At 40.2% G+C, this 7,308-nt stretch carries 4 protein-coding genes; all 4 read left to right on the top strand.

Translation table 11 applies throughout. The features are described 5' to 3' along the window. A partial coding sequence (locus AC1DND_RS16035; protein ID WP_477583085.1) for a RagB/SusD family nutrient uptake outer membrane protein occupies positions 1–913 on the top strand: 913 nt, incomplete at its 5' end. Between the two features lie 430 nt (positions 914–1,343). Beyond that, the gene (locus AC1DND_RS16040) at positions 1,344–4,346 is read left to right on the top strand and encodes a SusC/RagA family TonB-linked outer membrane protein (protein ID WP_477583087.1); all 3,003 of its coding nucleotides are present in this window, start codon (positions 1,344–1,346) and stop codon (positions 4,344–4,346) included. 4 nt (positions 4,347–4,350) lie between these two features. After that, positions 4,351–6,054 (top strand): RagB/SusD family nutrient uptake outer membrane protein, encoded by a 1,704-nt coding sequence (locus AC1DND_RS16045; RefSeq protein ID WP_477583089.1) that lies wholly within the window; start codon positions 4,351–4,353, stop codon positions 6,052–6,054. Positions 6,055–6,084: 30 nt separating this feature from the next. Next, the coding region (locus tag AC1DND_RS16050; protein WP_477583091.1) for a SusC/RagA family TonB-linked outer membrane protein at positions 6,085–7,308 on the top strand (1,224 nt) is incomplete at its 3' end.

Here is a 7,308-nt window from a genome sequence, read left to right on the forward strand (position 1 = left end):
TGATTTAGCTGAGCAACAGGCACAGGCAATTATCAGTAGCGGAAAATTTAGTCTCATCAGAAACCGTTATGGTGTTAAAACTGGCCAGCCAGGAGATTATTATTCAGACATGTTCCAATATGGAAATGAAAGAAGAGTTCAGGGAAATACAGAGGCTATTTGGGTGTTAGAGCAGGAAAATCCAACTGCGGTAGTTGGTGGTATCACCGATAATCCACAGCAAAGAAGGGTATGGGGTGCTGCTTATTACAACATTGCAGGAATGGCTTTGGCCGATTCGTTAGGCGGGCGTTCGATTGGTAGGTTGCGCTTAAGCAACTGGGTACTTTATGGTTTGTATAAAGGTAACGATATCAGGAACTCTCAATACAACATCCGCAGAAGATATTATTACAACGACCCGAATCCTATATATGCTGCAAGATATGGCAAACAGGTTCCTTTTACCGGTCCTGATACGTTAGTCAATATTTGCCCAAGTACAACCAAATGGGGCGCTTTTGATCCTAATGATACTTTTGGTTATGCGATGATCAAAGATTTCATTTTGATGCGTTTGGGCGAAACTTACCTTCTGTTAGCTGAAGCTCAGGTTGCTCAAGGTAAAACAGCTGAAGCTGCCACAACAATAAATGTACTTAGAACAAGGGCAAATGCGGCTCAGGTTAGTGCAGCTGAAATGACTAAAGATTTTATTCTTGATGAAAGAGCCAGAGAGTTGATTGGAGAGGAAAATAGGAGGATGACGCTGATGAGAACCGGAACTTTAGTAGAACGTACACTTCGTTTAAACGCGAACGATGCATCAAAACCGATTACAGGTTTGACGACAAAAAATTTGTTATTGCCAATTCCTTTAAGTGAAATACAATTAAATAAAGATGCCGTGTTGACTCAAAACCCGGGCTATTAAACCATCCGGGTTACCTTAATAATTCACTCTCCGGATCTTGCTGTAAAGAAAGGTTCGGAGAGTTTTTGTTTCCATCCGGTTTTAAAGCAAGGTAAACTGGTTAATCTGTTAAATCAATATCCCTTTAAGAAGATGGACTATTGGATCTTTCTTTTCTAAAGTTAAACGTTTATTTAACGTTTAATTTCTGGCCAAAAAGCAGAAAAATAGCATAAAAGGCCTAAAAATAACAATTTAACCCCTATTTATTACCGTATTACCCCTCAGTTGAGGGGTAATTTAATGGTTACTTTGTTAGACCAAGTAACAAACAAATAAGATATGAGCAAAAACAAACGACATTTTATTTAACATCTTTCCCTGCAAATTGAAAAGCATTTAACTAATACTTTTTTAAAATAACCATTAAACAAACCCGCTCACCATCCCGGTGCACGCTTCTAACGAGGCTAAATCTGCCCTGAATTTTAAGCAGAATATTGATACACTGCAAAAGGCTCCATCCCTCTACCTAGTTGATGAAAATCAGCTTCCCCTTGTAGGCGCTAAGCTTGTTAACACGAAAAATAAAACCAGTGCCATTACCGATCTCAACGGTATTGCTGAGTTAAGCTATGGCACTGGCGATCTGATTGAAGTTTATACTTCAAACGCATTGGTGCTAAAACTTGAGATCAGGAAAGGCCAGAATGTGATTATGGTGAGCAGCAAAAACCCAGGTGTTGCAGCATTAAAACCAGTTAGAATACTCTATGATCAAACGGTTAAACAATCGTTATCTACCATGGCAACTGATGCTGTTTATACAACAGATTTAACCAAAACTCCTGTAACTTCTATAAAATCGGCCATTACCGGACGTTTAGCAGGTTTATATACCAATCAAAATTCGGGCAGATTAGGCTCCGAAGGCCGGACTGATGGAACCGCTTCTTTACTTTCACTTGGATCATTAGGTTCTGATGCAGTCACGATGTCGCTGAGAGGACAAAACCCGGTAATTATTGTCGACGGTATACCAAGGCAACTCACCATTTTTAATATGGAAGAGATCGAGTCGATTACGGTTTTAAAAGATGCTGTTTCAACAGCAATGTTAGGTGTAAAAGGAGCAAGTGGTGCAATTTTAATTACGACCAGAAGAGGATCTAAGGCAAAGCAAACCATTTCATTTACTGCGCAAACTGCATTTCAAAAATCACTTAAACTCCCACAAGGCTTAAATTCATTTCAATATGCCAGTTTATACAACGAGGCTAGGGTGAATGATGGCCTAACACCAATTTATACATCAGCAGACCTACAGGCTTACCAAACCGGAAGCGACTCACAAGGCCACCCCGATGTAAACTGGAAAGATTTGGTAACTAAACCCACTTCGCGTTTCAATCATTATACCTTAAATGTATCGGGAGGTAATGATTTTGGAAAATACTTTGTCGCTGTTGAGCATGTAGATCAAAATGGACTTTTCAGGACTTCAGATCTTAATACTTACAATACCGACAACGATTACAAAAGTTATGTCATCCGTTCTAACGTAGATCTGCAGATCAGTAAGAAACTATCAGCAGGGATTAATCTGATGGGGCGTTTAATCAATGGAAACGAACCCGGTTATGGTTCGCAATCAATATTGGGTTCCATTTATAGTACACCGAACAACGCCTACCCAATTTATAATCCAAATGGAAGTTTTGCTACCACTTCATCTTATCAGAACAACGTTTATGCCCAAGCTATTTCTTCAGGTTATATCGGAACATATAAAAGAGATGTATCGGCCGATTTATTCTTGAAAAGAACATTTGATGAAATTACAAAAGGACTTTGGCTAAAAGCTAAGGCCTCAATTTATGCAACATTGTCTGAGAATACCTATAGAAATAAATCGTTCGCCAGTTTTTTCTATAATCCAACTACCAAAGTTTATACGCAATATGGTAGCATTGGTACACAAAACAATTATACAGGCATTAATTACCAGGGGCACTCAGATTATGAGGAGCTAACACTTGGTTACGACCGCAATTTTAACAAACATGGCGTAAGTGCAGTTTTACTCGCTAACCACGATAATTCATTTACAGGTTCAGATCTTCCTTATACGGTACAAGGAATTTCGGGAAAGGCATCGTATAATTTCGATGAGAAATATGTTGCCGATGTGGCTTTTGGATATAATGGATCAAATTATTATCCGCCATCAGGCGATTATAAGTATGGATTTTTTCCTGCCATGGCTTTAGCCTGGAACATCAATAAGGAAAACTTTTTAAAAGATACCAAATGGTTAAGCAGCTTAAAACTGTATGGTTCTTACGGTAAAACCGGAAACGATAATCCTGGTTACTTTGTTTACATCCAAAGGTATTTTGATGGAACAGCTACTTATTTTGGTTCTACTCCAGGTTCTAATACCAGTATTTATGAACAGCCTTTAGCCAATCCGAATATTACATGGGAAAAAGCAAATAAGTTTAATATAGGCTTACAGGGTGCGATTTTAGATAACAAGTTGAGTTTTACTGTCGAATATTACCGTAATAAATATTATGACCTGTTGATGCAAAGAGGTAAAAACTCTGCGCTTATCGGACAGAACTATCCATTAGAAAACATTGGCCAGAGCAGATATACCGGTTGGGATTTCAAACTGAATTTCCAGCAAACGGTGAATGATTTTAGCTATTACGTTGCTGCTACAGGTGGATTGCAACAATCGAAAGTGCTCTATCAAAATGAGGTAAACCAACCTTTCCCTTGGATGGCCAGAACAGGGCAGGCCGTTGGCCAGCGCTTTGGATACATTGCTGATGGCTTATTTCAAAATAACGCTGAAGTAAATAACAGCGCCAAATTGGAAGGATACACCGCACAGCCTGGTGATATTAAATACCGCGACCTGAATGGAGATGGAATCATCAATCAGCTGGATCAAACAGCAATCGGTAATGCAAAACCATTGTTTTACTATGGCTTAAATTTAGGCTTTCAATTTAAAGGATTCGATTTTAGTGCGTTGATACAAGGGGCAATGAACCGCACCATTTACCTGAACGGAAATACGGAGTGGGCCTTTCAAAACAATGGTTTTGGACAGGCTTGGGAACAAAATCTCGACCGTTGGACTCCTCAAACAGCAGCTACCGCTGTTATGCCCAGATTATCGATTGGTACAAACATCAATAACGAAGCTACCTCTACTTTCTGGCAGCACTCGGGCAATTACGCACGCTTAAAAAATGTTGAGGTAGGTTACACGATACCGGACTATTGGACCAAGAAAATTGGTTTACAGAGCATCAGGGTATTTGGCAATGCTACTAATTTGCTAACACTAGCCGCTTACGATCGCGTAGACCCGGAGGTGTATAATGGCAATTATCCAATCCAGCGATCGATCAATATGGGTATCAACATTAAACTTTAATCACATGAAAAATTTTAAACAATATATCATACTTGCGCTATTTGGTTTTCAGGTGGCTATGGCCATTACTTCATGTAAAAAGGTAGAAACCGAACCTCGCGATTGGATTCAGTCAGATTTAGTTTGGGATGATCAGGATAAAAACGGAACTGTGGCAGGTTTCTTTTTAAACAGTGTATACAACTATATGCCAAATGGTTTTAACCGGATAGACGGCGATTTTTTAGATGCAGCTTCAGGAGATGCCATTCCGTCAAGAAACAACACCCAGGTAGAATATTTTACAAATGGCAGGATAAGTACGCTAAACAATCCCGATCCTTATTGGGGTAACAGTTACTACGGCATTAGAGCGGCTAATATTTTTCTGGCCAATATTAATGTGGTGCCGGTTGCTGCGCTTACCAAACAATATTGGAGAGCAGAGGCCAGGTACATTAGGGCATTGTTATATTTCGAATTATTAAAAAGATATGGCGGTGTTCCGTTAATCGGCAATAAGGTTTTTACCCTCGAAGATAACCTCGAATTGCCAAGAAACAGTTTTGCTGATTGCATAAATTATATCATTAGTGAATGTGATGCAGTTAAAGATAGCTTAAGATTAGAAACAGGCGCAAATTATACCACTTCGGATTGGGGCAGAATTCCTAAAGGAGCAGCAATCGCGTTAAAATGCAGGGCTTATTTATATGCGGCAAGTCCTTTATATAATGGTGGCGGTGTAGAATCAAATGGAACATTAAAAGCCTTAACAGGTTATCCAACAGCCGATGCTACCCGTTGGCAAAAAGTAATTGATGCCGCGGTAGAACTTAATGCTTTAAATTATTATCAACTCCAGCCTGTATTTAACAATGTGTTTTTAACCAATAAAAATACTGAAGTTATACTGAGCAAACAGGCTGCGGTAAATACGGGTATAGAAACCACCAATGCACCATCCGGTTATGGAGCACCCGCATTGAGTAATGGTAGAACAAGTCCGACGGCCGATTTGGTGAATGCATTTACCATGCGGAGCGGGTTGCCGATTAGCGATGCGGCATCGGGCTACAATCCGGCGGCGCCTTATACCAACAGAGACCTTCGGTTAGATTATACCATTTTTTATAACGGCGTAAACTGGTTAAACCGAGGGGTGCAAACCTACGAGGGTGGTTTGGATAAACCAGGAGGAACAACGGTGCAAACCCGTACAGGTTACTACATGCGCAAGTTTATGGGGAATTTTGCTACCAATAGCACTTACACCAACCAATCGCATAATTTTATCATTTTCAGATATGCCGAAATTATACTCAATTATGCAGAGGCATTAAACGAGGTAGGCAGAACAGAAGATGCCGTTAAGCAGATTATCCTTTTACGTACCAGAGCAGGCATAACAGCCGGCACAAACACGCGTTATGGCATTCCTGTAGGGATCTCTCAGGAGAGTATGAGAACGCTGATTATGAATGAAAGAAGGGTAGAACTTGCTTTTGAAGAACACCGTTTCTGGGATATCAGGAGGTGGAAAATTGCACCGACCGTACTGAGTGGAGCATTGAATGGTACTAAGATTACCAAAAATGCCAACAACACTTTCACGTACGAGAATATTCCGGTAGTGACTTCAGTTTTTACCAATAAACTTTACCACATGCCGGTACCTTATGCAGAAACAACCAAAAACAGTCTATTACTTCAAAACGAAGGTTGGTAAATCAGTACAAATCCAATATAAGATCATAACATGAAATATATATATCAATATTTACTGGTTTTGCTTGTGCTTTTAACCTCCAATTTGGTTATGGCACAAAACCAGGTCGTATCGGGAACTGTTAGCGATGCTACAGGACCTATAGTAGGCGCTTCTGTGAAAGAGAAAGGCTTAGCAACCAATGGGGTAGTTACCGATGGGAAAGGGAATTATACCCTCCGGTTAAAGGGAACAAGCGGTACCATAGTGGTTTCATTTGTTGGCTCAACTCCGAAAGAAGTTGTGGTTGGCAACAGAAAAACCGTTAACGTACAGTTAGAAGATGATGTACAGGGCTTAGAACAGGTTGTGGTTATCGGCTACGGTAAACAGAAAAAAATAACCTTAACAGGGTCCATGAGTACCATAACCGGGGCTGATATCCGTCAAAATCCGTCTGCCAGTTTACAAAACACCTTGGTTGGCAGGTTGCCTGGTTTCTTTTCTCAACAACGTTCTGGTGCGCCAGGATCAGATGGGGCAACATTTTTTATCAGGGGTATCAGTTCGTACAATGGCGGTTCTACCACACCTTTAATCATTGTAGATGATATTGAATACAGCCCGGAGCAGTTTGCAGCCATCGATGCCAACGAAGTAGAAAACATCAGTATCCTTAAAGACGCTGCAACCACAGCGATTTATGGTATCAAAGGAGCAAACGGGGTGGTGGTTGTTACTACGCGTAGAGGTAAACTGGGTACACCACAGATTACCTTTAGAAGTGAATACAGTGTAATGCAGCCTACGGTTATGCCAAAGTTTTTAGATGCTTACGAATCGGCAAAGTTATATAACCAGGCCAGGGCAAATGATGGTTTGGCGCCAAGATTTACGGAAACCGATTTACAGAAATATCAGGATGGTTCTGATCCATACGGACATCCTAACAACGACTGGAAAAAGATTTTGTTCAAAGATTTCAGTAGCCAGGTAAAAGGTAATTTTGATATCTCGGGCGGTACAGAAAAAGTAAAGTATTTTGTTTCAGCGGGTTTCCTATATCAGGATGGTATGTTGCGGAATTACGGCGAAGAGCAAGGTGTAAACTCCAATTTCTACTATAACCGGTACAATTACCGTTCAAATCTGGATATTAAGGCCACCAATACAATGGATATCAGAATCGATTTGTATGGTAATTTGGGCGTAAMCAATACCAATAACATAGGTAGTGCTTTTGGTTATAACGATATCTTTTACGATTATGTAAGT

This window comes from Pedobacter sp. 01N416 (assembly GCF_056399685.1).